Here is a 26,779-nt window from a genome sequence, read left to right on the forward strand (position 1 = left end):
AAAGATGAGAAATGTTAGAGTTGCAGCAATCCAGATGCAATGTGCTAAGGATGTAGCAACAAATATCCAAACAGCGGAACGTCTAGTACGTCAAGCTACGGAACAAGGCGCACAAATCATCCTCTTACCCGAGTTGTTTGAACGCCCCTATTTCTGTCAGGAACGCCAGTATGACTACTACCAATATGCTCAGTCAGTGACAGAAAATACCGCCATCCAGCATTTTAAAGTGATTGCTAAGGAACTACAGGTTGTTCTGCCGATTAGTTTCTACGAAAAAGATGGCAATGTCTTGTATAACTCTATTGCCGTTATTGATGCAGATGGAGACATGCTGGGCGTTTATCGAAAGACCCACATACCAGATGACCATTATTATCAAGAAAAGTTTTATTTTACGCCTGGTAACACTGGTTTCAAGGTCTGGGATACTCGCTACGCTAAGATTGGGATTGGCATCTGTTGGGATCAATGGTTCCCTGAAACAGCGCGCTGTCTTGCGTTGAATGGGGCAGAATTGCTCTTTTACCCAACCGCTATCGGTTCAGAGCCTATCTTAGATACGGATAGTTGTGGTCACTGGCAACGTACCATGCAAGGGCACGCAGCAGCAAATATTGTCCCAGTTATTGCAGCCAATCGTTACGGTTTGGAAGAAGTCACTCCTAGTGAGGAAAATGGTGGACAAAGTTCCAGTCTTGACTTCTACGGTTCCTCCTTTATGACGGATGAAACAGGAGCTATTTTAGAGAAAGCTGAAAGACAAGGTGAAGCTGTTCTGTTAGCCACTTATGACCTGGATAAGGGAGCAAGTGAACGCCTCAACTGGGGACTGTTTCGTGATAGGAGACCCGAAATGTACCAACGAATTACGAACTAGAAGGTAACTTTCATAATAAACTTTTGATATTCACACCTGTCTTACAAAAATGTAAGATAGGCTTTTTAAATGTAAGATAGGTGTACGATTATACGCGGAAATGTATGCTATACTCTATGTAGATTAAAAAGAAAGAGGTTTATTATGAAAAAATGGAATGCAACGCAGTTGAAGTATCTGATGGCGGCAGTAATGGTTCTGGACCATATCCCTCATATCACCGGAATCGTTTCTCCTTTGTGGGAAGGTATCTTTCACGCCTTGACCCGTTGTGTGGGAGTTTGGTTTGCCTATATAGCTATGGAAGGTTTTATCTATACTCGAAACTTGAAAAACTACCTCATCCGTCTCTGGTCTTGGGCGCTGATCATGTTTGCTGGAAATAGCCTTCTCAATGCCCTATTTGCAACCAAAGGAGTAATGGTCAATAATAATATTTTCTTTACTTTGGCCATCGGTGTCACCATGCTTTGGCTTGGTTTTCCCAGCAAAGCGCTGGATAAAAAAGAGAAGTTGTGGCGTCGGATTGGGGTTGCAGGTCTCTTGATTTTCGGTTGTCTTTTTACTGAGGGTGGTATCACCATGCTACCATTTCTCTTGATTAGTTACTCTTGCCGAAATCGCAAGGGCTTGCGAAATCTCCTATATGCCTTTCTGTGGGCCTTCTTGTTAGTGACTTCCATCCAAATTTACGACACTTGGCACCAAACACTAGAAATGATGCTTTACAATTCTGACTGGCTCTTTGTCACCGTCTTTCCTTTTATGGCCTTGTATAATGGACAGCGAGGAAAAGAAACAAGTTGGAGTAAATATTTCTTTTATATTTTCTACCCAGCTCATCTATGGATCATAACCTTGATTGCTTATTTGGTTAAATAGATTCAACATTCATTAGCTCCTTCCTGCTTAAAATGTGAGAGGAGCTTTTCTGTATCTGGAATTCCTAACAAAACATGTTATAATAGTTTTAGAAAGGACGAGGTTTATGGCGAGCATTCTTGTAATTGAAGATAATAATGAAATCCAGGAAATTTTAAGAACCCTTCTTGCAGAGGAACACGAGGTTCTTCAAGCATTTTCTGGCACAGAAGGTATCATGCAATTTGATAAAGGTGGCATTGATCTCGTTTTGCTAGATATCATGCTCCCTGGGAAAAATGGCGACCAAGTCTTGCAAGCTATTCGACAAACTAGTCAGACTCCGGTCATCATGCTTACTGCTTTGAGTGATAAAAAGCTTATCAGCCAATATCTCTTAGATGGTGCCAATGATTATATAGTAAAACCTTTTGATTTGGACGAAGTCTTTGCCAGAGTCACTGTGCAATTACGCCAAAGTGGTGAACATCAGTCAGAAGATCGAAGAGAAATTGATAATCTCGTACAAAACTTTAAAAATATCCAGTTCGATGCGGATAGTTTTGAAATAAGTAGCACAACTGAAACCATTCGCCTTGCAAAGAAAGAGTGCCAGATTCTCCAAATGTTGCTCCAGCATCCTAAAAAGATCTTCACCAAGGAAGAACTCTATGAATTAATTTGGGAAGAAAGTTACCTGCCTGGAGACAATACGCTCAACACCCATCTAAGCAATCTCCGTAAAAAACTGCATCAACTGGATCCAAATCACGAGTACATCGAAACCATTTGGGGAGTTGGTGTTCGATTAAAAGGAGATAAGTAATGATTTACATTTTGATATCTATATTGCTCCTCATTAACATCATTTTGGCGATTTCTTTGATTCGCTATCATATAGCAATTAGAGATTTAAGCAGACAAATCGAAGAAAAGATTCGCTCTGGTAGCATGAAGAGGATCGGTGTAAATTTCTTTTCAAAGACCATTTTGCGTCTACATAACCAAATTGAGAATCTATTTCAAGAAGTGGAGCAAAACCAGCTAATCATGAAGCGTGAAAAACACACTCTAGATATGGCGATCAGTAATATCGCTCATGATATTCGGACACCTTTGACAATCGCTTCAGGATATACTCAGCAACTAATAAAACATCCCGATAATAGTGCAGAAACCTTAAAAAAAATAGTTCATCATCAGGATTTGGTTTCCAAACGTTTGGAGGCTCTCCTCGAATACCGTCATTTGATGGAAGGAGCAGTCAAACCAAAACTGGAAGAACTTGATTTATCTACTTTTATAACGAAAAAGACTTTAGCTTATTACGACGTTTTTCAATCATCACAGATTGTTCTTGATTTTAACGTTGAACCAGGATTGAAAACGACGACTGATGAGGACTTGCTTGATCGAATTATACAAAACCTTCTTGGAAATGTTCTCAAGCACGGCAAGGAGAAGGCTCGACTTTCTTTGAAAAAGGAAGACAATAGCCTTGTTTTGAAAATTGATAACCTAGTCAAAAAATCTATCAAGAATATAGACAATCTCAGCAATCGTTTTTATTCTGAAAATATGTCAGATACCGAAGAATCCTCTGGTTTAGGTCTCTATATTACTGAGGAATTGGTTCATCTTCTTGGAGCGGAAATGAAGCTAGCCACTGATGGAGAATGGTTTTCAGTCTTTATTTATCTTTAACAGAAGAAACCTCCTCTATATCCTAGAGGAGGTCCTTTTTATAAGCTTTTCTTCTTGAAAATAATCAGTCCACTGAAAGAGAAGAAAAGTATGACTGTTACGCAAACCGTGATGGTATAGAGAATAGCTTGACTATTAGTAGTCATAGCATAGGCAAAATCTAGAATTAAATATCGAAGAATTTCAATGTCTGGGAAAACAAGAATTGGAATAGAAACGACAATAGAGCTAATCAGATAACCAATAAATACGGCAAGATAAGAATGAGTTAGGTAGAGAATAAAGGAGACAATCGAAAGCCAAGCGAGTAGGCATAGAAATTGAAGGGAAATCGTCAAGAGGAGATTAGTAACAAAACCATCAGGCATTGTACCAAGTCCGTTTAGTAGAGTCGCGGGAATAAAGGCAATCACAAGACTGGTGATGAGTTGTAAGAGAGCGATACTTGCTAGTACAAAGAATTTAGCAAGGAAAAATTCTGTACGAGAAACGCCAACTGTCAAACTATTTTTATAAAGCTTGCCGATTAAATCGACCCCAAGAACTAAACACACTAGAATAATACAGAGGAAAACGAGGTTTGAGCCGTTATTTGACGCGTTGATTAGAGCTTCTATCCCATTCCAACCATGGGTAGGAAGCTCAGGTGGTGCTGCCTGAACTGACATTAGATGCCCTGTAGCTCCAATAGTAGCACCCAGTAACATAAGTACAAAGAGAATGAATTCTGTAATCCAGAATCCTTTTGAGCGGAAAAGACGGTAAAAATCTGCTTGAATGGTATGTATCATGATTTTTCTCCTATTCTACCAATTGGGTGAAGTATTCTTCTAGGTTTTGACGGGCAAAGTAAATCTCATCAATAGCAACATCGGACAAAGTTAGTTGCTTAAGAATCTGTTTGACATCTTGTTCATTACCAAAGATATGGATTTCCTTTTCAGGGTTTACAACCTTAAACTGGAGCTGGATTTGTTCTTTCAATACCTGACAAGCTCTTTCCTTGTCGCTTGTTTTAAGCACAATATAATCCTCGCTCAGTGTTTCAAACTCAGCTTTACTGATTTCACGGATAATCTTACCTTGATCCAGAATACCAAAGCGATTAGCTAAGAGATAGAGTTCTGACAAGATATGGCTAGAGATGAGGATGGTTATGCCTTTTTCTTGATTTAGCCGCTGGATCATGAGACGAAATTCTTTGATTCCAATTGGGTCGAGACCATTAATAGGTTCATCAAGAATAAGGAAGTCGGGTTTGGACAGAAGAGCAATAGCGATACCAAGTCTTTGTTTCATTCCTAGCGAGAAATCACGAAAGACTTTCTTACCTGTATCAGACAAACCTACATAATCTAGTGTTTCTTGAATAACTTTATCAGCATTTGGAATATGGCGGATCATACAATAATATTTCAGATTTTGATAGGCTGTTAAGTGATTATGAGCTACAGGTGATTCGATAACTGAACCTACTCGAGATAAGCCCTTGGTCCACTCATTTTGTTCTTGGCTAGAAAAGAGGGAAATAGTTCCTTTATCCGCAAACAGTAGTTGTGTGATGATTTTTATCAAGGTGGTTTTACCAGCTCCATTTTTTCCAATTAGACCATAAATATCTCCCTCTTTTATGGTTAGACTAAGATCTTGAAGAATAGCTTGTTGTCCGAATTGTTTGGTCAGTCCATGAATTTCGAGTACTGTTTTCATGATTTTCTCCTTTTGATTTATTTTTCTAACTTTAGTATAAGGTATAGAAATCAAAGAAAGCTCAAGTAATTCTAAAGAGTTTCTAAAGTTTTGTGATTCTTAAAAAAACAAAACCCAGTTGACATTGAACTGGGCTTTTTTACTATAAGATATACTTCTCAATGGCACGTGCAACGCCTTCTTCTTCATTGCTGGCTGTAACGTCATTGGCTAAGGATTTGACATGGTCGCTGGCATTTCCCATTGCAATGCCAAGTCCTGCAAACTGAAGCATTTCGATATCGTTATTGGCATCGCCCATGGCCATAATTTCTGAGGGCTCGATCTTCAAAATCGCTGCTAGTCGAGAAAGAGCAGTAGCCTTTGTTGTTCCAAGTGGCATGGCTTCATAAATGACAGGCTGCGAACGAACGCCGCTAAATCGTTGGCAGAGCTCCTCAGCAAACCGCTGCTCAAAATCGTCTGTTTGTTCTTCGTTGCCCAAAAACATGCCTTGGAACATACGATACTTGCCACTAGTCGCTTCTTCAAGAGAGATTTCAGTCAGGTCTGAAAAGACTAGCTTGGCATCATTTTGAACGATTTGATTAGGCTTGCCACCGAGTACAAAATAATGTTCCTCATCAAAAAGGGTCAACTGGACGTCGCTTTTTTCTGCTAGGTCATAGAGGTATTCGATGTCAGCTGGACTGAGTTCTTGCCAGTCAACTAGCCCCCAGTCACTGGTCTGGTGGGTTGAACAACCATTATTGACAATGACATACTCATTCTGAAGGTCCAGTCCTAGTTTTTTATAGTAGGGAAGGACACCGAAAAGCGGGCGACCTGTACAGAGAACCAGTTTGACACCTTTTTCAATGGCTCGGTGAATGGCAGTGATGTGGGCTTGCGGGATTTCCTTGGCTTCGTTAAGGAGGGTTCCGTCCATATCCAAGGCAAGTAGTTTAATCATAAGACTTCCTTTTCTAGGTGTTTTGCTTTTATTATAGCATATAGACTATAAAATGTCTGACAGAATTGTAACATTTGACTTTCCTTTTCTTGAAAAACAAAATAAATTCTTATATAATATGTATACTTAATATTTTAGGAGAAAAAATGTCAAAGTATCACTTTAATTCAATTTACAAAAATGATGAAACAGAGTCTACAGGTCTTCTGTTCATCAAAGTCTACAACAAGTGGGAAAGCAACTTAAAAAGAGTCTTGAAATCAGTTGGACTCACTTTGCCTCAATTTATCGTTTTGACTTCGCTTTTGTTTCTGTCTAATAGAGAGGAATATGTAACGCAAGTTGATATCGCTAGGTTCACTGGTATGGATGTCATGACGGTTTCCCAGATTGTTAGACTATTAGAGAAGAAAGACTACATTAAACGTGATCAACACCCAAAGGATAGTCGAGCAAAACTGGTCTCAGTGACGAAGTTTGGTGCAGAGAAGGTCAATCTAGCTTTACCCTTAGTAGAAGGGGTTGATGAAGATTTTTTTGAAAAACTTTCTAACGATAGAGAAAGTTTTAATCGCATGTTAGTAGAACTGGAGGATAAAAATACCTAGATATTGGGTTGGTGTTGTTTCGAAGAACCATGTTTTAAGAGGAGTTGAAGGGAATTCTTGTCAGGTCTGTCATGGAAAGGGAGGCCCCTTAAATCGTATGAAAAAAGGTGACTATCTTTTATACTATAGCCCCAAATACGATATAAATGGTCAAGATAAGTTACAGGCTTTTGTAGCCGTAGGTAAAATTATAGATGACAAAGCCTATCAAGTAGAGCAGTTCGAAGGATTCTTTCCCTTTAGACGAAATGTCGAGTATTATCAACCAGTCAAAGATTGCTCCATAGAAATAGCCAGACAGCATCCTGAATGGAGAGACTATACTTCTCGACTTCGTTATGGACATTTTGAAGTTTCCAAAGACTTTTTCCTCTATATCTTTCAGCATATGAAAGTGGATGATGAAGGATGATTGATTTGCTAGTTAAATGATTGTCAACTAGAATTTTGGATTTGGACTGTGAAGCGAACTTTGCTATAATAGAGTAAGAAACTTTGATAAACCAAACGAGGCAGAGATGAAATTACTTTATACTGATATTCGGACTTCTTTGACAGAAATCTTGACTAGAGAGGCGGAAGAGCTGGTTGCTGCTGGTAAGCGGGTTTTCTACATTGCTCCCAACTCTCTTTCTTTTGAAAAGGAACGTGCCGTGCTGGAATGCTTGTCCCAGCAGGCTTCTTTTGCTATTACCGTCACGCGCTTTGCTCAAATGGCTCGTTACCTGGTTTTAAATGACTTGCCGACTAAAACTAGTCTTGATGACATCGGCCTTGGGATGGCCTTTTATAAGTGCCTTGCGGAACTCGATCCCAAGGACTTGCGTGTTTATGGTGCAATTAAACAAGATCCTCAATTTATCCAGCAGTTGGTTGAACTTTATCATGAGATGACAACTGCTCAGATGAATTTTTTAGACTTGAAAAGTTTGACGGATGAGGATAAACGAGCAGATTTACTCTTGATTTTTGAGCAAGTAACAGCCTATCTTAATCAAGGTCAGTTGGCTCAGGGAAGTCAGTTATCCCATTTGATTGAGGCTATTGAGAATGATAAGGTAAGTAGTGATTTTAATAAGCTGGCCTTGGTTATTGATGGATTTACCCGTTTTTCAGCTGAGGAGGAGTATGTGGTGGATCTGCTCCATCGTAAAGGTGCCGAGATTGTTATTGGGGCTTATGCAAGCAAGAAGGCTTATAGCAGTCCGTTCACAGAAGGGAATCTCTACCAAGCCAGTGTGGAATTTCTTCATCATTTGGGGGCAAAATACCAAACACCTGCTCAGGATCGTTCTCAGACTCATGAGAAAATAGATAGTTTTGACAAGGCATCTCGTTTGCTGGAGTCTTCTTATGATTTTTCAGAACTTGCTTTAGATGTAGATGAGAAGGACAGTGAAAACCTGCAAATCTGGTCTTGTTTGACGCAAAAAGAGGAGTTGGAGCTGGTGGCTCGCGCTATTCGTCAGAAATTACATGACCATCCAGAACTGAGTTACAAGAATTTTCGCATTCTCTTAGGTGATGTGGCATCTTACCAGCTATCACTGAAAACTATTTTTGACCAGTACCAGATTCCTTTCTATCTTGGTAGAAGTGAATCCATGGCTCATCATCCCTTGACTCAGTATGTCGAATCTATTTTGCGTTTGAAACGTTACCGTTTCCGTCAGGAGGATTTGATTAATCTCCTCAGAACTGGTCTGTATTCTGACCTTAGCCAGGCTGATATTGATGCTTTTGAGCAATATCTCCGCTATCTTGGCATCAATGGCATGCCAGCTTTTCAGCAGACCTTTACAAAATCCCATCATGGAAAATTTGATTTAGAGCGTCTAAATGCTCTTCGTCTGCGAGTTTTGGCGCCACTTGAAACCTTATTTGCGAGTCGGAAGCAAAAGACTGAAAATCTCTTGCAAAAGTGGAATACTTTTCTAAAAAATGCTACTTTAAGCAAGCAGATGCAAGGATTGACAGCTACTATGGAAACTCTAGAACAGGAAAGACAAGCCGAAGTTTGGAAGGCTTTCTGCCATGTTTTAGAACAATTTGCGACCGTTTTCGCTGGTACACAGGTTAGTCTAGAGGATTTCCTAGCCTTGCTCCATTCTGGAATGAGCTTGTCCCAGTATCGCACCATTCCAGCAACTGTTGACACCGTTCTGGTGCAGAGTTACGATTTGATTGCGCCCTTAACGGCTGATTTTGTCTATGCCATTGGTCTGACTCAGGATCATTTACCAAAAATTGCGCAAAACACCAGCCTGTTAACAGACGAAGAAAGACAAAGCCTAAACCAAGCGACTGAAGAGGGAGCGCAATTACTGATTGCAAGTAGTGAAAACCTCAAGAAAAATCGCTATACTATGCTTTCCTTAGTTAATGCTGCCCGCAAGCAGTTGGTGTTATCAGCTCCAAGTCTTCTCAATGAAAATGAGAGTAAGGAATCGGCCTATCTTCAAGAGCTAGTCCATTTTGGATTTAGCCGGATAGAGAAGAAGATTCATCACAAAGGTCTGTCTAAGGATGATATGGGGTCATATCATAGTCTCCTCTCTAGCCTGGTTGCCTATCATCAGCAGGCAGGTTCAAGTGAAAATGAGCAAGATGTCACCTTTGTCAAGGTTTTGGCTCGTGTCATGGGGAAAAAACTAGATCAAAAAGGTCTTACAAATCCAGCACTCCCAACCAGTCCAAGCAGCAAGCCATTAGAGAAAGAGACCTTGCAGGCTCTCTATCCCGCTGACAAGGAGTTTTACCTTTCTACGTCTGGTTTGACGGAGTTTTACCGCAATGAATACAGTTATTTCCTCCGTTATGTCTTAGGTTTGCAGGAAGAATTGCGCCTACGTCCTGATGCTCGCAGTCATGGGAATTTCTTGCATCGTATTTTTGAACGGGCCTTGAAACTGCCTGATGAAGATTCCTTTGATAAGCGTTTGGAACAAGCCATTAAGGAAACCAGCCAAGAACGCGAATTTGAGGCTATTTATCAGGAAAGTTTGGAAGCCCAGTTTACAAAGGAAATTCTACTTGATGTTGCGCGAACTACGGGCCACATCCTTCGTCATAATCCAGCCATTGAAACCATCCAAGAGGAAGCAACATTTGGTGGTAAAGATCAAGCCTTTATTCAATTGGATAATGGTCGGAGTGTCCATGTGCGAGGCAAGGTTGATCGCATTGACCGCCTGAAAGCTGATGGAGCGCTAGGAGTGGTGGACTATAAGTCTAGTTTGACCCAATTCCAGTTTCCTCATTTCTTTAATGGGCTTAATTCCCAACTGCCTACCTATCTTGCTGCCCTAAAAAGAGAAGGGGAGCAGAACTTTTTCGGTGCCATGTACTTGGAAATGGCTGAGCCTGTCCAATCTTTATTAGCTGTTAAAAGTCTGGCAGGAGCAGTAGCAGAAGTCAGCAAGTCTATGAAATACCAGGGACTCTTTTTAGAGAAAGAAAGCAGTCACTTGGGAGAGTTTTATAACAAAAACAAGGCTAATCAGCTGACAGACGAGGAATTCCAGCTCTTACTGGATTACAATGCCCATCTGTACAAAAAGGCAGCTGAGAAGATTTTACAAGGCCAGTTTGCCATCAATCCATACACAGAGAATGGCAGAAGTATTGCCCCGTACGTTCAGCAACACCAAGCCATCACTGGATTTGAAGCCAATTATCACTTAGGACAAGCACGTTTCCTAGAGAAGTTGGACTTAGCTGATGGCAAGCGTCTGGTTGGAGAAAAGCTCAAGCAAGCTTGGTTTGAGAAAATGAGAGAGGAGTTGAATCGATGAAGCCCATTTCCTTTTTAACTGAGGAAGAGATTCAAAAATTGCAAGAAGCAGAAGCGAGTTCGAACAAGGAACAAAAGAAAACAGCCGAGCAAATCGAAGCCATTTATACCGCAGGGCAAAATATCCTTGTTTCAGCGTCTGCTGGTTCAGGGAAGACCTTTGTTATGGCAGAGCGTATTCTGGACCAATTAGCACGTGGCGTGGAAATCAGCCAACTCTTTATCTCGACCTTTACCGTCAAGGCTGCTACTGAACTCAAAGAGCGCTTGGAGAAAAAAATCAGCCAACAAATCCAAGAAACCGATGATGTTGATCTCAAACAACACTTGGGACGTCAATTGGCAGATCTACCAAACGCTGCCATTGGAACCATGGACTCTTTCACACAAAAATTCCTTGGCAAACATGGCTATCTGATTGATATCGCACCGAACTTCCGTATTCTGCAAAATGAAAGTGAACAGTTACTCTTAAAGAACGAAGTTTTTCATCAAGTTTTTGAAGAGCATTATCAAGGTGAGAATAAAGAGAAATTTAGTAGTTTGGTGAAGAACTTTGCAGGGCGTGGCAAGGATGAACGAGGTCTGCGCCAACAAGTCTACAAAATCTATGACTTTTTACAATCCACCAGCAGTCCCCAAAAATGGCTGAACGAGTCTTTTCTCAAAGGGTTTGAAGAAGCTGACTTTGCAAAAGAGAAAGAGAAACTAACTGAGCAAATTAAGCAGGCGCTTTGGGACTTGGAAAGTTACTTCCGTTATCATCTGGATAACGATGCCAAGGAGTTTCCAAAAGCTGCCTATTTAGAAGCTGTTCAACAGGTTTTGGATGAAATTAGCTCCTTAAATCAAGAGTCCGATAGCCAGGCTTATCAAGCTGTGCTTGCGCGTATTGTCGCCATCTCTAAGGAAAAAAATGGTCGAGCTCTGGCTAACTCCAGTCGTAAGGCCGATTTGAAACCACTGGCTGATGCCTATAACGATGAGAGAAAGGTCCAGTTTGCTAAACTAGGACAACTGGCGGACCAGATAACGATTCTCGACTACCAAGAACATTATCATGAAGATACTTGGGATCTAGCTAAAACCTTCCAAAACTTTATGAGTGATTTTGTGAATGCTTATCGTGAACGTAAACGCCAGGAAAATGCCTTTGAATTTGCTGATATCAGTCATTACACCATTGAGGTTTTAGAGAATTTCCCACAAGTCCGCGAGGCTTATCAGGAACGATTCCATGAAGTCATGGTCGATGAGTATCAGGATACCAACCACATTCAAGAACGAATGCTGGAATTGCTGTCGAATGGTCACAATCGCTTTATGGTGGGAGATATCAAGCAGTCCATCTACCGGTTCCGTCAGGCAGATCCTCAGATCTTCAATGAAAAATTCCAACGCTATGCGCAAAATCCCCAAGAAGGCAAGTTGATTCTCCTCAAGGAAAATTTCCGTAGTAGTTCAGAAGTTCTGTCAGCAACCAATGATGTTTTTGCACGCCTTATGGACCAAGAAGTCGGAGAAATCAACTACGATAGCATGCACCAGCTTGTTTTTGCCAATACCAAACTGACTCCTAATCCAGACAACAAGGCAGAATTTCTCCTCTACGACAAGGACGACAGTGAGCAAGAGGACGAAGAGAGCCAAGTAGAAACAAAACTAACAGGTGAAATGCGCCTAGTCATCAAGGAAATCCTAAAGCTCCATCAAGAAAATGGTGTAGCCTTTAAGGAAATTGCTCTTTTGACTTCCAGTCGCAGTCGTAATGACCAGATACTCCTCGCTCTTTCAGAGTATGGAATTCCTGTAAAAACAGACGGAGAACAAAATAATTACCTCCAATCCCTAGAAGTACAAGTTATGCTGGACACACTGCGTGTCATTCACAATCCCCTGCAAGACTATGCCTTGGTTGCTCTGATGAAGTCTCCTATGTTTAGTTTTGACGAGGACGAGTTGGCACGCTTGTCCCTTCAGAAAGTAGAAGATAAGGTCCAAGAAAATCTCTATGAGAAACTGGTCAATGCTCAAAAACTGGTAACAAACCAGAAAGAGTTAATTCATACAGCTCTAGCTGAAAAACTAAATCAATTCATGGATATTTTGGATTCTTGGCGCTTATATACCAAAACTCACTCTCTCTATGACTTGATTTGGAAGATTTACAACGACCGTTTTTATTATGACTATGTTGGGGCTTTGCCGAACGGACCTGCTAGACAGGCCAATCTCTATGCCCTAGCGCTACGTGCTGACCAGTTTGAAAAGAGTAATTTCAAGGGCTTGTCGCGTTTTATACGTATGATTGACCAAGTCCTAGAAGCCCAGCACGATCTCGCAAGCGTAGCCGTCGCACCGCCTAAAGATGCCGTGGAACTTATGACCATTCACAAGAGCAAAGGATTGGAATTTCCTTACGTCTTTATCCTCAACATGGATCAGGACTTCAACAAGCAAGACTCGATGTCAGAAGTTATTCTCAATCGTCAAAATGGGCTTGGTGTCAAATACATTGCCAAGGTGGAAACAGGAGCAGTGGAAGCACACTATCCTAAAACCATCAAACTCTCCATTCCTAGCCTGACCTATACGCAGAATGAGAAAGAACTGCAACTGGCTAGCTATTCAGAGCAGATGCGTCTGCTGTATGTTGCCATGACAAGGGCTGAGAAAAAGCTCTATCTTGTTGGCAAGGGCTCTCGCGAAAAGCTAGAAGCCAAGGAATACCCAGCAGCAAACAATGGAAAATTAGATAGCAATACCAGACTGCAAGCAAGAAATTTCCAAGATTGGGTCTGGGCTATCAGCAAAGTATTTGCCAAGGACAATCTCAACTTTAGCTATCGTTTTGTTGGTGAAGACCAGCTGACCAGAGAAGCTATCGGAGAATTGGAAAACAAGAGCCCTCTCCAAGATAGCTCTCAAGCAAGCAACCGCCAGTCAGAAACCATCAAAGAAGCTCTGGAAATGCTGAAAGAGGTGGAAGTTTATAATACTCTTCACCGCGCAGCCATTGAACTACCAAGTGTTCAAACCCCAAGTCAAATCAAGAAATTCTACGAACCCGTTATGGATATGGAGGGTGTTCAAATTGCTAGTCAAACTCAATCAACTGAGAAGAAAATCAGCTTTGATTTACCAGATTTCTCAACTAAAGAAAAGGTAACAGGAGCTGAGATTGGTAGTGCCACTCACGAACTCATGCAGAGAATGGACCTTAGTCAGCAACCAACACTTACTAGCCTGACAGAAACTCTCAAACAAGTTCAGACTAGTCCAGCAGTCAGAGACAGGATCAATCTTTCTAAAATTCTCGCATTCTTTGATACAGCACTTGGTCAGGAAATTCTCGCTAATACCGACCATCTCTACCGCGAGCAACCTTTCTCCATGCTTAAACGAGACCAAAAGAGTCAGGAAGACTTCGTTGTTCGTGGGATCTTGGATGGCTATCTACTTTATGAGAATCGTATCGTTCTTTTCGACTACAAGACAGACCGCTACGATGAGCCAAGTCAACTCATAGACCGCTATCGTGGTCAGTTAGCCTTATACGGAGAGGCTTTATCTAGAACCTATTCGATTGAAAACATAAAAAAATACTTGATTTTGCTCGGCAAAGACGAGGTTCAAGTTGTAAAAGTATAACCTAGAAAGGAGACCTCATGCCACTTCCAGTTAGAAAATCCCTGCACGATGCGGTTTTACAGGCTTCAAAAGCCGATACTTGGGATCAAGCTACCAAGGAATGGAATGAAGTTTCCTTGATTTTTAATGGCATTGGCCGTAGTAACTGTGTCTGTGGGAACGCTATCAAATACGCCTACGAACTCTTTAACGGAGTTACAGGCCAACGTCTCTTTCCTATAGGAAGCGACTGTGTTCGCCATTTTCATCGAATGACTTTAGACCAGCAACTCGAAGAGGAAGAAAAACTGCTCAGAAAGGTTGAAAATCTAACCAGAAAGGCTCAGAAAAAGGAAAAAATCAAGGTCACTAAAAGCGATTTTGACGAACGACTTCTAAAATGGTTTTGGGAAAAAGGTGTTTTCAAAGCCAATCGTGGCAATCATTTTGCTCCTGAGAGAGACTATCAGCTCTTCCTAGAGGTCTTTCAAGGCGGAAGTTGGACCAAGGCAGAGCCAAAGAAGAAGGCTCGTATGGAAGAAGTGCTGGAAAAGTGTATCAAACCTTTTCTACTTGGTAAGACCGATGACCAACTCTACCTTGTCAAACTAGGCAAGGAGAAAATTGACTACGAGCAGCATTTACGGATTCAAGCAGAGAAAGAACGCAAGAAAAGAGATAAAATCGCCAAGCAATACGCTGACAACCTCATTCTTGCTATGGGACCTGCAGAACGAGCCTATCAAGATTACTTTGGCTTTACAGAAACCTTGACCCAAGAAGAACGAAAATGGGAAAAAATCCTCTTTGGTAAGAATAGAGACGAACGGGCTATCAAGGCTAAACAAAACCAAAAGGAGTTGGAAAAGGATCAGCGAATTGCAAATCAAGATCCGATTGAACGAAAGCAGAAGCAGACTTGGCTTCTTAATTCCTATTTTCGTGATTTGCCTGATGAAAAATCCAGATTTGCTCGACTCTTATTAGAATTTCGAAAAAGTGGAGAAGTAGCTTTTTCAGATGATTACTTATCTGAGCATCTCAAAGACTTTTTCTACAAGATGAAAGTCTTTGAGTTTGAAATTGCTCCGGATCAAGCTGCTGAATTTTTAAAAGAATGTTTAAGAGCTGATTATTTATCCCCAGCGCAAATTCTCTGGAGTGAAACGATTGTCACAAATTGTATCAGCCCTTTTCTCTCAAGAATACTCTTATAAGAAAAATACCTATAGTCAATATGACTTGATAGGTATTTTCTCGTACTTTGATATAACAATACATTATTTATGCAAACATTTTTACTATATATACTCATTTTTGTAGACAAAAGCCTATGCAAAGAGGGATCATTTATGATAGAATAGATGGTAAGAAAGAAAACGTTTTTATCACGTTTTTTTTAGTCGGAAGGGGAATTATTATGGCTACTATTCAATGGTTTCCGGGTCACATGTCAAAGGCTCGGCGACAAGTTCAGGAGAATTTAAAATTTATTGATTTTGTGACGATTTTGGTGGATGCTCGCCTACCTTTATCTAGTCAAAATCCTATGTTAAACAAGATTGTGGGAGATAAACCCAAACTCTTGATTTTAAACAAGGCAGACCTAGCTGATCCAGCAATGACAAAAGAATGGCGTCAGTACTTTGAATCACAAGGGATTCAAACTCTGGCAATCAACTCCAAAGAGCAAGTTACCGTAAAAGTTGTGACAGATGCAGCCAAAAAGCTTATGGCTGATAAGATTGCACGCCAGAAAGAACGTGGCATTCAGATTGAAACCTTGCGTACCATGATTATCGGAATTCCAAATGCTGGCAAATCAACTCTGATGAACCGTTTGGCTGGGAAAAAGATTGCGGTGGTCGGCAATAAACCAGGTGTTACCAAGGGGCAACAATGGCTCAAAACCAATAAAGACCTTGAAATCCTAGACACACCAGGGATTCTTTGGCCTAAGTTTGAAGATGATGCTGTCGCACTGAAATTAGCCTTAACTGGAGCAATTAAAGACCAGTTGCTTCCTATGGATGAAGTCACCATTTTTGGTCTCAATTATTTCAAAAAACATTATCCAGATAAGCTAGCTGAACGCTTCAAACAAATGAAAATTGAAGAAGATGCTCCTGTTATTATCATGGATATGACACGTGCCCTCGGTTTCCGAGACGACTACGACCGTTTTTACAGCCTCTTCGTGAAGGAAGTTCGTGATGGAAAACTCGGTAACTACACCTTAGATACATTGGACGATATCGATGACGACGATTAAAGAAATCAAAGAACTTCTTGCCACGGTCAAAGACTTATACAATCCCCTTTTTCTTGAACTGGAAAAAGATAGCCGAACTGGAGTTCAAAAGGAAATCAGCAAGCGTAAAAAAGCCATACAGGCTGAACTGGATGAGGACCTTCGTTTGGAATCCATGCTTTCCTATGAAAAAGAGCTTTACAAGCAAGGAGTGACCTTAATAGCAGGTGTTGATGAGGTTGGCCGTGGTCCTCTGGCTGGACCTGTAGTCGCTGCAGCTGTTATTTTACCTAAAAATTGTAAGATTAAAGGCCTCAACGATAGCAAAAAGATCCCCAAAAAGAAACATCTGGAAATTTATCAAGCTGTTCAAGACCAAGCCTTAGCAATCGGGATTGGTATCATGGATAATCAAGTCATTGACCAAGTCAATATCTATGAAGCTACCAAACTAGCTATGAAGGAAGCAATCTCCCAGCTCAGTCCGCAACCTGAGCATCTCTTGATAGATGCCATGAAACTGGAGTTACCAATTTCACAAACCTCCATTATCAAAGGAGATGCCAACTCCCTCTCCATCGCAGCTGCATCTATAGTGGCCAAGGTGACACGGGATGAATTGATGATGGAATACGATCAGCAATATCCTGGCTATGATTTCACGGCTAATGCAGGTTATGGAACAGCAAAACACCTAGAAGGACTAGAAAAACTAGGTGTCACCCCAATTCACCGAACCAGTTTTGAACCAGTCAAAACACTGGTTTCAACTAAGAAAGACAAGTAAGAGGAAATGATTATGGAGGAACAGTCAGAAACACTCAGTTCCAAGAAAGAATTTGCCTTTGCCTCAAGCACCATATTATCCCAAGTTGGGCGAGGAGTCATTGTTGGTCTCGTCGTCGGGCTCATTGTCGGATCCTTTCGTTTCTTAATCGAAAAGGGCTTCCACCTGATACAAGGACTTTATCAAGATCAAGCGCACCTAGTGCGCAATCTTTTTATCATTGGTCTATTTTATTTAATCGTTTGCTGGCTTAGTGCGAAACTAACTCGGTCAGAAAAAGATATCAAGGGTTCAGGAATTCCTCAAGTCGAAGCCGAACTAAAAGGACTCATGTCTCTTAACTGGTGGAGTGTCCTCTGGAAGAAATATGTATTAGGGATTCTTGCTATTGCCAGTGGCCTTATGCTAGGTCGAGAAGGACCAAGTATTCAACTTGGAGCAGTTGGTGGTAAAGGCATCGCCAAGTGGCTCAAATCTAGCCCAGTAGAGGAACGTTCCCTGATCGCCAGTGGAGCTGCTGCAGGTTTAGCCGCTGCCTTTAATGCACCAATCGCAGGTCTCCTCTTTGTTGTAGAAGAAGTCTATCATCATTTTTCCCGCTTTTTCTGGGTCTCAACTCTAGCAGCCAGTCTCGTAGCAAACTTTGTCTCACTACTCATATTCGGCCTAACACCCGTACTAGATATGCCAGACAACATTCCTCTCATGACCCTAGACCAGTATTGGATATACCTCCTTATGGGAGTTTTTCTCGGGCTTTCTGCTTTTCTCTATGAGAAAGCTGTACTCAATATTGGTCGAATTTATGACTGGATTGGTCAAAAAATCCATTTGGATAAAGCTTATTATCCAATCCTAGCCTTTATCCTTATCATACCAGTCGGGATTTTCTTGCCACAAATTCTTGGTGGTGGAAATCAGCTGGTTCTTTCCTTAACTGAGCAAAATTTTAATTTCCAAGTTCTATTAGCTTACTTTTTGATTCGCTTTGTTTGGAGCATGATTAGTTATGGAAGTGGTCTCTCAGGAGGAATTTTCCTACCCATTTTGGCGCTTGGTTCCTTACTTGGTGCCCTAGTCGGTGTCATTTGTGTCAATCTTGGGCTTGTCAGTCAGGAGCAATTCCCTATATTTGTCATTCTGGGAATGAGTGGCTACTTTGGAGCAATATCTAAAGCTCCCTTAACCGCTATGATTCTGGTAACCGAAATGGTAGGTGACATTCGCAATCTCATGCCACTGGGCTTAGTGACCTTAGTCGCCTACATCGTCATGGATCTGCTCAAGGGGGCACCAGTCTATGAGGCCATGCTTGAAAAAATGCTACCAGAAGAAGCAACAGACGAAGGAGAAGTCACCCTCATAGAAATCCCTGTGTCTGACAAAATCGCTGGAAAACAGGTTCACGAACTCAACTTGCCACATAACGTACTCATTACCACCCAAGTCCATAATGGCAAGAGCCAAACAGTTAACGGCTCAACTAGAATGTATCTGGGTGATATGATTCACCTGGTGATTCCAAAAAGTGAAATTGGAAAAGTCAAAGATTTGTTGTTGTAAGTTCTGTTTACATAATTTATTTTACGTAAAACATTATCGAAAGGATTCTCTATGAAAAGAAATAAGGCAATTGCGGTATATTTGCTAGGCACATTTAGCCAGTTAGTATCAGTTTGTCTCCTTTTCTTTCTCTTGAATCATTTTTCTGTTCAGTCCAATAATCTATTATCTATTTTAGGAATCTTTCTAGGTGGCATTTCTTCAGCTCTTTGGGGAATAATTGTTGCAAATCACTATTTTCATATTCATTTTAAGAAGATTGTAAACGATTTTTTTTAGCATTCATACCAGTTATAAACACTATTTATTATCTTTTTTCCTTATTGTCCTTGATTTTTCTTTTCTAATGTTTGGTGGGAAAATAGTAGAATTTAGCTGGTATCTCCCGTTTTTGATGTTCTTCAAATTTATTGTCTTTGGTGGTATAGAAGAGATTGGATGGCGATATGTCTTTCAACCAATTTTACAAGAGAAGCTACCGTATTTTCCCTCAACAATCCTAACCTTTTTCAGCTGGGCGATTTGGCATCTGTTGTTCTTTTACATTGATGGTTCCCTAGCAACTCTGCAAATTCTACCGTTTTTATTTGGATTGCTGACGAATTCTTTCATACTCTCAGCTCTATATAACAAAACAAAGAATCTCTGGATTTGCGTTATGACACATTCGATCATTAATGTCTTGTCTCAGATAACCATAGACACTGATCGATCCGAAACCTACCTGCTTAAAATCTTCATCATCTTGGTATCCTGCTATATGGTAATACATAAAAAAGATGAGTATAGTCGGTAGCTGATTTTGTTGGAAACAGTATTATTCTTTGGAAAAGTTATTTGCTAAGGAGGATATACATCATAATGAAAATACTCGATGTTTTATATAATTTTTATGGTGATTTTGATTTCATTGAAGAAAAATACAATGAAAAATACGAAGGTATTCTTATCAATATAAAGGAAGAGCAAGGGTATAAAAGATGCCGCTTGGCAAAAAGAACACCAAAAAAAGAAGGATATTTTACAGTTTTTTGGAAAAAGACCAAAACAACAAGAACATTCCTTATACCAATGAGGATTTAGGAAATGAACTTATAATCGTTATCATTGATAATGATAAGAGGGGACTATTCATTATTCCAAACGAGGTGGCTATTCGTAAAAACATTCTGTCGACAAAAGATAGCAATGGAAAAATGTCTATGCGATTTTATCCTCCTTGGTGCTCAAATTTAAATACAACAGCTCGAGCAACACAAAAATGGCAATTTCAATATTTTAGAGAAATTAAAGTATAAACATATTGCCGGATTACATACACACAAAAGACCTGTTTCTTATGATTGCAGAATCAGGTCTTTGTTTTTTCTAGAATCCATCAAACACTTATAACGTCTTTCCGAAAAACTATAATTTTCTTGAAAAATATATAAGTCTATGCTATACTACTAGTAGACCTAATTATGGAGAAAATACATGAAACGTGAGATTTTACTGGAACGGATCGACAAACTAAAACAAATCATGCCCTGGTATGTTCTGGAATACTATCAATCAAAGCTTGCTGTTCCCTACAGTTTTACAACTCTGTACGAATACCTCAAGGAATACGATCGATTTTTCAGCTGGGTTTTAGAGTCTGGAATTTCAAATGCTGATAAAATGTCTGACATTCCTTTATCGGTCTTGGAAAATATGTCTAAAAAAGACATGGAATCCTTTATTCTTTATCTACGTGAACGTCCATTGCTGAATGCTAATACAACCAAGCAAGGTGTCTCTCAGACGACCATCAATCGGACCTTGTCAGCACTTTCCAGTCTTTACAAGTATCTGACCGAGGAAGTTGAAAACGACCAAGGAGAGCCTTATTTCTATCGTAATGTAATGAAGAAAGTTTCAACCAAGAAAAAGAAAGAAACTCTTGCTGCCAGAGCTGAAAACATCAAGCAAAAACTCTTTCTAGGTGATGAAACAGAAGGTTTTCTAACCTATATCGACCAGGAGTACCCACAACAGCTCTCAAATCGCGCTCTCTCATCATTTAATAAGAATAAAGAACGTGATTTGGCTATTATTGCCCTTCTCTTGGCGTCTGGTGTCCGCTTATCTGAAGCTGTTAATCTGGATCTAAGAGACCTTAATCTCAAAATGATGGTTATCGATGTCACTCGAAAAGGGGGTAAACGAGACTCGGTCAATGTCGCTGCCTTTGCTAAGCCTTACCTAGAGAATTATCTCGCCATTCGAAATCAACGCTATAAGACGGAAAAGACGGATACAGCTCTCTTTTTGACACTCTATCGAGGTGTTCCCAATCGTATTGATGCTTCTAGCGTTGAAAAGATGGTTGCTAAGTACTCTGAGGACTTTAAAGTCCGTGTAACTCCCCACAAACTCCGCCATACCTTAGCAACCAGGCTCTATGATGCAACTAAATCTCAAGTTTTGGTCAGCCATCAGCTAGGACATGCCAGTACACAAGTCACTGACCTCTATACCCACATTGTCAATGATGAACAAAAGAATGCTTTGGATAGCTTATAAAATACATAAAATTATTTATGTAAAATATAACTCATAAAAAGAAGCTGGTCAAACAACCAACTTCTTTTCTTTTTATCCCACTACTGCTTCAGCGATTTCTTCACGGCTAATACCAGCAAAGTAGCGTGTAATATCAATAGTTTCTAGAGCTTTAAGAACATCCTCACGTTCGTATTTCACTCCACGAAGGACATCTTCTACTGCAGCAACGTCCTCGATACCAAAGAAGTCACCATAAATTTTGATGTCTTGGATTTTTGATTCAAGAACATTGGCAAAGACTTCTACCTTACCACTAGTGAATTTTGTTCCACGACGGACGTTAAACTCAGGTGATTTGCCGTAGTTCCAGTCCCAAGTACCAAACTTTGTATCCTTGATGCGATTGATTTCAGCCAATTCTTCCTCAGAAAAAACGTATTCAGTCATCTCTGGGTACTCTTTTTTCATGTATTCCAATAGTAAATCACGGAATTCTTCAACTGTGATTTTTTCTGGTAATTCATTGACAATATTGGTTACACGGGCACGGACAGATTTCACACCTTTTGATTCAAATTTATCTTTTGAAACCTTGAGGGCGTTAGCAAGGACTGACAAATCAACGTCAAAGAGCAAGCAACCGTGGTGCATGATACGCCCATTGATATAGGCTTGGGCATTGCCACAGAATTTCTTACCTTCAATCTCAAGGTCATTACGGCCTGTAAACTCAGCTTTAACACCGAGTTGAGCCAAGGTATTGATAACTGGAGTTGAAAAACTCTTAAAGTCAAAGGCCTTGTTTTCATCTTCTTTTGAAATGATGGTGTAGTTGAGATTGTTCAGATCGTGATAAACAGCTCCACCACCACTGATACGGCGGACTACCTCAATGCCATTTGCACGGACATAATCACGGTTGATTTCTTCGATAGTATTCTGGTGACGACCAACAATGATAGAAGGTTTGTTAATCCAAAGTAGGAAGATTTGATCCTCATCCAAAAGGTGTTTAAAGGCATATTCTTCCAAGGCGATATTAAAAGCAGTGTCGTTTGAATGATTGATAATGTATTTCATAGTATTTCCAAAAATTTAGTTTTTAAATTCTGTTCATAGCAATCCAATTTTCTAAAGTGGTAAAAAGAAATGTAACGTGTTATCGTTACATTTCTCGGAAAAATTGAGACAAGAGGCTCAATTTTTAGGCATGGAACTCTAATAGAGGTCGCTGCCGTCCGTACTACTTTAAGAAAATTTAGTTGAAAATCTTATTTATTTTTTCTTAGGTGAATGGATAGCCATTCCTAGAACATCCGCAAATGCTTCGTACATCACTTCAGAGTAGGTTGGGTGTCCGTGGATGGTCTTCAGCATTTCCTCAACAGTGATTTCCATTTCGATAATGCTTGATGCCTCGTTAATCAATTCTGCGGCTGCAGGACCAATGATGTGCACACCAAGGATTTCCCCGTATTTCTTATCTGCAATGACTTTTACGAAACCTTGAGCAGCATCCGATGCAATGGCACGACCGTTGGCTGCAAAGTTGAATTTACCGATTGCAACATCGTATTTCTCACGTGCTTGTTCTTCAGTCAGACCTACTGCTGCTACTTCAGGGAGAGTGTAGATAGCTGCTGGAGTCAAGTTCAATTTAGCAACAGCATGGTTTCCTTTGAGGGCATTTTCAGCAGCAACTTCCCCCATACGGAAGGCTGCGTGCGCCAACATTTTAGTACCGTTGATGTCACCTGGTGCGTAGATTCCAGGAACAGAAGTTTCCATGTACTCATTGACCTTAATACGACCACGATCCAATTCAAACTCAACATCGCCAATTCCTTCAAGGTCTGGTACACGACCGATTGAAAGAAGAGCTTTGCTAGCGATGATATCGTCTTTTCCTTCAACCTTGATACGAAGTTGACCATTTTCTTCGATGATTTCTTGCAATTTTGTACCTGTCAAGATAGTCATACCTTTACGCTCAAGAATCAAGCGAAGATTCTTAGACACTTCCGCATCCATAGCTGGAACGATACGGTCCATCATTTCGATAACAGTTACTTTTGAACCAAATGTCATGAATGCTTGGCCGAGTTCGATACCGACAACCCCACCACCGATGATTACGAGGCTTTCTGGTACTTCGTTCATTTCAAGAATGTCATCACTGGTCATGACAAGTGGAGATTCCATACCAGGAACGTTGATCTTGCTGACTTTTGAACCACCGGCAAGGATAATTTTCTTGGTTTCAAGCAATTCAGAACCATTTACCAAGACATTCTTATCTTTAGTGATTGTACCAATTCCCTTATGAACAGTAACTCCGTAACTACGAAGAAGACCTGCAACACCACCAACCAAAGTATTGACAACCTTAGATTTTGTCTCTAAAAGTTTATCCATATCTACAGTGAAGTTTGGATTTTCGATGACGATACCTCGGTTTGCTGCATGACCGATATTTTCGATGATTTCAGCATTGTGAAGGTAGGTCTTGGTTGGGATACAGCCACGGTTCAAACACGTTCCACCGAGTTCAGATTTCTCAACAAGGGCAACCTTCCCACCGAGTTGGGCAGCTTTAATGGCTGCAACATAACCAGCAGGACCTCCACCAATCACAACGATATCAAAGGCATCATCGCTCTTACCATCGTCGTTTGAGGCACTAGCTGCAGGTGCAGGTTTTGATTCTGGCGCAGCTGCTCCAGCTGTTGGGATGTTTTCCCCTTCTTCTCCAAGGTAACCGATAACTTCAGTTACAGGGACAGTTTCACCATCTCCTTTAAGGATGGCAATCAAGTATCCATCTTCTTCGGCTTCCAATTCCATGCTGACTTTGTCAGTCATGATTTCCAAAAGGATTTCTCCTTCTTTTACAAATTCACCGACTTTTTTATTCCATTGGACAATTTGTCCTTCTGTCATATCTACGCCGGCTTTTGGCATAATTACTTCTAAGGCCATGTCTTACTTCCTTCTAAATCTCTAAAATAACAATAGCTGACTTAAACCAACATTGAGATCGGATTCTCAATCAAGGCTTTCAAGTCTTTCATAAACTTAGCACCAGCCATACCATCTACAACACGGTGGTCAATAGTTAAACCAAGGCTCATGATAGGACGAATATCAACTTCGCCATTAACAACGACAGGTTTCTCTACTGTTGAGCTCACACCCAAGATAGCAGAGTTTGGCTGATTGATGATTGGCCCAAAGGACTGAACGCCAAACATTCCCAAGTTACTAATTGTGAAGGTTGAGTTTTGTAACTCACTTGGAGCCAATTTGCCATCCAAGGTACGACCAATGACATCCTTAAAGGCTACAACCAACTCTGACAAGCTCATTTTTTCAGCATTGTAAACAACTGGTGTCATCAATCCGTTATCCATCCCAACCGCCATCGCAAGGTTGACATAGTTATGAGTGATAATGGTCTTGCCGTCTTCTGTCAATGAAGCATTGATGTATGGGTGTTTCATCAATGTTTTCACAACAGCGAGTGAAAGAAGGTCTGTTACAGTAGTCTTCTTACCAGTCGCTTCCATAATTGGCTCAAGAACCTTCTTACGAAGAGCCAACATTTCTGACATATCGACATCGTAGTTGAGTGTGAAAGTTGGCGCAGTTAGGTAAGATTCAACCATACGTTGCGCGATAACCTTACGCATTGGTGTCATTGGAATACGCTCAATCTCACCATAAGGAGTGATATTGTCTGGAACTTCTTCCACTTTTTCGATTTGAGCAGGAGACTTGATGGTGTCGTTTTCGATATTTTCAGGAAGTAAGGCCAAAACGTCCTTCTTCATGATTTTACCACGGTGACCCGTTCCTTGGATTTCCTGCCAAGCAATGTTATGTTCGAGGGCAATTCGTTTTGCAAGTGGCGAAATGCGAACCACATTTGTGTCTTTATAAGTTTCCACGTCTTCTTTGTGGACACGACCGTTTGCACCTGAGCCAGAAACGTCGTAGAGGTTGATCCCTAGATCATCCGCTAACTTTCTAGCCGCAGGAGTCGCTCTTAGCTTGTCATCAGCCATGACCTCTCCAATTCTATACTAAGATATTAAGGACGAAGAGGGCAATGAAAAAATAGGAGATTGACCATGTGTTCGATGCACACAAGGAAATCTATCTTTTTTTCGAAGACCTCCGTCCGAATTCAATTACATGATGCAAAGGGCGTAAAAAGCGACCGAAAAATAGGAAATCGACGCTGGCTTCGATGAAGCCAAGGAGATTTATCTTTTTTCCGAGCTTTTAGCCCGTGTTCAACTCTACAAGTAACTTGGACACGAAACGTGTCTCAAGTTACTACGGTTGCCGCTATTAGGCGGTCAACCTAGTAGACTTACTAAGTCGTTCGTCGAATAGTATCGATTCGACTCCCTTCTGTCGCAACTTTACAAACAACTTAGATACAAAACGTATCTCAAGTTGTTAAAGTTAAAAAGAACAATTGTTTACATAATTTATCTTATGTAGTTTTATTCTTTGTTATAGGTTTTTCGGATTGCATCTTTGATGCTTTCAACTGTTGGAATCATTGCATTTTCTAGGTTTTGTGCGTAAGGCATTGGCACGTCTTCTCCGGCGCAACGGCGGATTGGTGCGTCTAGATAATCAAATGCTTCTGATTCTGAAATGATAGCTGAAATCTCTCCGATATAGCCATTTGTTTTGTGGGCATCGTTAACCAGAACAACCTTACCAGTCTTCTTAACTGAGTTAATGATGATATCCTTATCAAGCGGTACAAGGGTACGTGGGTCAACAATTTCAACCGAAATTCCTTCTTCTGCCAATTCCTCAGCAGCTTGAACCACACGACGAAGCATTTTACCATAAGTAACAACTGTTACATCTGTACCTTGACGTTTGATTTCCCCAACTCCAAGTGGGATTGTATAGTCTGGATCAACTGGCACTTCCCCTTTTTGATTAAATTCTGACTTGTACTCAAGAATGATAACTGGGTTGTTATCACGGATAGAAGACTTGAGCAGTCCTTTCATGTCAGCAGGTGTACCTGGTGCTACAACCTTAAGTCCAGGAATGTGAGTGAACCAAGACTCTAGGGATTGCGAGTGCTGTGCGGCAGAACCAACTCCGTTACCAGCTGCACAACGGACAGTCATTGGAACTTGACCTTTACCACCAAACATATAACGTGTTTTAGCAGCTTGGTTGACGATATTGTCCATGGCAATGACTGAGAAATCCATAAAGGTCATATCGACGATTGGACGAAGTCCCGTCATGGCTGCTCCAGCAGCTGCTCCAGAGATAGCAGCTTCAGAAATCGGACAGTCACGGATACGTTCTGGACCAAATTCTTCAAGCATTCCAACAGAAGTTCCGAAGTCTCCTCCGAAGACACCGACGTCTTCTCCCATCAAGAACACATTTTCATCGCGACGCATTTCCTCAGACATAGCAAGGATAATGGTGTCACGGAAGGACATTGTTTTTGTTTCCATTTTTATC

Annotated in this window: 20 protein-coding genes and 2 pseudogenes; 15 read left to right on the forward strand and 7 right to left on the reverse strand. The window is 40.7% G+C overall.

Features of this window, described 5'->3' with window-relative positions; translation table 11 throughout:
- The first annotated feature begins 4 nt into the window (after positions 1–4).
- The 4 genes from aguB to P8P68_RS02320 all read left to right on the forward strand — a co-directional run bounded on the left by aguB (position 5) and on the right by P8P68_RS02320 (position 3,445).
- On the forward strand, positions 5–880 hold the full coding sequence (aguB, locus tag P8P68_RS02305; protein WP_084854250.1) for an N-carbamoylputrescine amidase: 876 nt from the start codon (positions 5–7) through the stop codon (positions 878–880).
- 144 nt (positions 881–1,024) lie between these two features.
- Entirely contained in the window at positions 1,025–1,762 is a 738-nt protein-coding gene (locus tag P8P68_RS02310; RefSeq protein WP_278276078.1) for a TraX family protein, read from the forward strand.
- Between the two features lie 106 nt (positions 1,763–1,868).
- Entirely contained in the window at positions 1,869–2,567 is a 699-nt protein-coding gene (locus P8P68_RS02315) for a response regulator transcription factor (RefSeq protein WP_278276079.1), read from the forward strand.
- Positions 2,567–3,445, forward strand: a complete 879-nt coding sequence (locus P8P68_RS02320) for a HAMP domain-containing sensor histidine kinase (RefSeq protein WP_278276080.1) — start codon at positions 2,567–2,569, stop codon at positions 3,443–3,445. Before P8P68_RS02315 ends, P8P68_RS02320 begins: the two co-directional genes overlap by 1 nt.
- A gap of 38 nt (positions 3,446–3,483) precedes the next feature.
- Here P8P68_RS02320 and P8P68_RS02325 read toward each other — a convergent pair whose 3' ends face one another.
- The 3 genes from P8P68_RS02325 to P8P68_RS02335 all read right to left on the reverse strand — a co-directional run bounded on the left by P8P68_RS02325 (position 3,484) and on the right by P8P68_RS02335 (position 6,107).
- Positions 3,484–4,236: an ABC transporter permease gene (locus P8P68_RS02325; RefSeq protein ID WP_000581971.1), complete on the reverse strand. Its 753-nt coding sequence runs from the start codon at positions 4,234–4,236 to the stop codon at positions 3,484–3,486.
- A gap of 10 nt (positions 4,237–4,246) precedes the next feature.
- A complete protein-coding gene (locus P8P68_RS02330; protein WP_278276081.1) occupies positions 4,247–5,155 on the reverse strand; it encodes an ATP-binding cassette domain-containing protein in 909 nt (302 codons plus the stop codon).
- A gap of 142 nt (positions 5,156–5,297) precedes the next feature.
- Positions 5,298–6,107, reverse strand: a complete 810-nt coding sequence (locus P8P68_RS02335) for a Cof-type HAD-IIB family hydrolase (RefSeq protein WP_278276082.1) — start codon at positions 6,105–6,107, stop codon at positions 5,298–5,300.
- A 146-nt stretch (positions 6,108–6,253) separates the two neighbouring features.
- Between P8P68_RS02335 and P8P68_RS02340 the strand changes: the two genes are divergently transcribed.
- From P8P68_RS02340 to xerS, 11 genes and pseudogenes are all read left to right on the forward strand, one after another.
- Positions 6,254–6,715 carry a MarR family transcriptional regulator gene (locus P8P68_RS02340; protein ID WP_278276084.1) on the forward strand — a complete coding sequence of 154 codons (462 nt, stop codon included), beginning with the start codon at positions 6,254–6,256 and terminating at the stop codon, positions 6,713–6,715.
- Positions 6,708–7,127 (forward strand): EVE domain-containing protein, encoded by a 420-nt coding sequence (locus tag P8P68_RS02345; RefSeq protein ID WP_278276293.1) that lies wholly within the window; start codon positions 6,708–6,710, stop codon positions 7,125–7,127. Before P8P68_RS02340 ends, P8P68_RS02345 begins: the two co-directional genes overlap by 8 nt.
- 106 nt (positions 7,128–7,233) lie before the next feature.
- The gene (rexB, locus tag P8P68_RS02350; RefSeq protein ID WP_278276085.1) at positions 7,234–10,509 is read left to right on the forward strand and encodes an ATP-dependent nuclease subunit B; all 3,276 of its coding nucleotides are present in this window, start codon (positions 7,234–7,236) and stop codon (positions 10,507–10,509) included.
- Complete coding sequence (gene addA / locus P8P68_RS02355) at positions 10,506–14,159, forward strand: helicase-exonuclease AddAB subunit AddA (protein ID WP_278276086.1); 3,654 nt, start codon at positions 10,506–10,508, stop codon at positions 14,157–14,159. The genes rexB and addA overlap by 4 nt, the downstream gene beginning before the upstream one ends.
- A 17-nt stretch (positions 14,160–14,176) precedes the next feature.
- A complete protein-coding gene (locus P8P68_RS02360) occupies positions 14,177–15,355 on the forward strand; it encodes a hypothetical protein (RefSeq protein WP_278276087.1) in 1,179 nt (392 codons plus the stop codon).
- Between the two features lie 203 nt (positions 15,356–15,558).
- Complete coding sequence (ylqF, locus tag P8P68_RS02365; RefSeq protein ID WP_000201284.1) at positions 15,559–16,410, forward strand: ribosome biogenesis GTPase YlqF; 852 nt, start codon at positions 15,559–15,561, stop codon at positions 16,408–16,410.
- Complete coding sequence (locus P8P68_RS02370) at positions 16,397–17,176, forward strand: ribonuclease HII (RefSeq protein ID WP_278276088.1); 780 nt, start codon at positions 16,397–16,399, stop codon at positions 17,174–17,176. Before ylqF ends, P8P68_RS02370 begins: the two co-directional genes overlap by 14 nt.
- Positions 17,177–17,188: 12 nt before the next feature.
- The gene (locus P8P68_RS02375) at positions 17,189–18,739 is read left to right on the forward strand and encodes a ClC family H(+)/Cl(-) exchange transporter (RefSeq protein WP_278276089.1); all 1,551 of its coding nucleotides are present in this window, start codon (positions 17,189–17,191) and stop codon (positions 18,737–18,739) included.
- Positions 18,740–18,790: 51 nt separating this feature from the next.
- A pseudogene (locus P8P68_RS02380) lies at positions 18,791–19,535 on the forward strand (CPBP family intramembrane glutamic endopeptidase).
- Positions 19,536–19,600: 65 nt separating this feature from the next.
- Positions 19,601–20,037 (forward strand): annotated as a pseudogene (locus P8P68_RS02385) (MepB family protein).
- A gap of 178 nt (positions 20,038–20,215) precedes the next feature.
- A complete protein-coding gene (gene xerS, locus P8P68_RS02390; RefSeq protein WP_049491412.1) occupies positions 20,216–21,286 on the forward strand; it encodes a tyrosine recombinase XerS in 1,071 nt (356 codons plus the stop codon).
- Positions 21,287–21,358: 72 nt separating this feature from the next.
- Here xerS and P8P68_RS02395 read toward each other — a convergent pair whose 3' ends face one another.
- The 4 genes from P8P68_RS02395 to P8P68_RS02410 all read right to left on the reverse strand — a co-directional run bounded on the left by P8P68_RS02395 (position 21,359) and on the right by P8P68_RS02410 (position 26,772).
- Entirely contained in the window at positions 21,359–22,348 is a 990-nt protein-coding gene (locus P8P68_RS02395) for a lipoate--protein ligase (RefSeq protein WP_042902263.1), read from the reverse strand.
- Between the two features lie 195 nt (positions 22,349–22,543).
- Positions 22,544–24,247: a dihydrolipoyl dehydrogenase gene (gene lpdA / locus P8P68_RS02400; RefSeq protein ID WP_001162881.1), complete on the reverse strand. Its 1,704-nt coding sequence runs from the start codon at positions 24,245–24,247 to the stop codon at positions 22,544–22,546.
- Positions 24,248–24,288: 41 nt separating this feature from the next.
- Positions 24,289–25,332, reverse strand: a complete 1,044-nt coding sequence (locus tag P8P68_RS02405) for a dihydrolipoamide acetyltransferase (RefSeq protein ID WP_000752712.1) — start codon at positions 25,330–25,332, stop codon at positions 24,289–24,291.
- 447 nt (positions 25,333–25,779) lie between these two features.
- Entirely contained in the window at positions 25,780–26,772 is a 993-nt protein-coding gene (locus P8P68_RS02410; RefSeq protein WP_278276090.1) for an alpha-ketoacid dehydrogenase subunit beta, read from the reverse strand.
- Between the last annotated feature and the right edge of the window lie 7 nt (positions 26,773–26,779).

The organism is Streptococcus sp. D7B5, assembly GCF_029691405.1.
Taxonomy (GTDB): Bacteria; Bacillota; Bacilli; order Lactobacillales; family Streptococcaceae; genus Streptococcus.